General features: G+C 77.0%; 1 protein-coding gene. It reads left to right on the top strand.

Annotated features, from left to right (window positions below; all coding sequences use genetic code 11):
- The first annotated feature begins 132 nt into the window (after positions 1 to 132).
- Positions 133 to 543, top strand: a complete 411-nt coding sequence (locus PUR61_RS13860) for a Fur family transcriptional regulator (protein ID WP_329879124.1) — start codon at positions 133 to 135, stop codon at positions 541 to 543.
- Positions 544 to 740: the final 197 nt, after the last annotated feature.

Consider the following 740-nt stretch of genomic DNA (forward strand, 5'->3'; position numbering starts at 1 on the left):
CCCCGACGCGGGGCCGCAGGTCTGCGACGTCCAACTGCCCGGCCCGGACCGGTCCGACGCGACCGCTCCGACGTCGGGTGCGGGGCTGGCACAATGAGGTGCGAGACGCCCACCACCCCAGGAGGACCCACGGTGACCACCGCAGGCCCGTCGCCGCGTGCCCGCTCGACCCGGCAGCGAGCCGCCGTCTCGGCGGCCCTGGACGAGATCGAGGACTTCCGCAGCGCGCAGGAGCTCCACGACATGCTCAAGCACCGGGGTGACTCGGTCGGCCTGACCACCGTCTACCGGACCCTGCAGTCACTCGCCGACGCCGGCGAGGTCGACGTGCTGCGCACCGCCGACGGCGAGGCCGTGTACCGCCGGTGCAGCAGCGGGCACCACCACCACCTGGTCTGCCGCCAGTGCGGTGCCACCGTCGAGGTCGAGGGTCCGGCGGTGGAGCGCTGGGCCAACTCGGTCGCCGCCGAACACGGGTTCAGTGACATCGCACACACCCTGGAGATCTTCGGCACCTGCGCGGAGTGCGCCAAGAATGCCTGAACCGGCCGACGCGGAAGGGCCCGTGGGACCCGTCCCACGGGCCCTTCCGCACGCCCGGGAGGACCGGGCCACCACTGCCGTGGCGCCCCGGGGCGGGGGCCGGGCGGCGCCGGCCCCTGGGGCCCCGCCGCGCCCCCGGTCGGCCCCCCCCCCCCCCCCCCGCCGGCCCCCCACGCGGCCGGCTCGCCCGCCCGCCC

Origin of the sequence: Streptomyces sp. BE20, assembly GCF_036322525.1 — a bacterium.
Taxonomy (GTDB): domain Bacteria; phylum Actinomycetota; class Actinomycetes; order Streptomycetales; family Streptomycetaceae; genus Kitasatospora.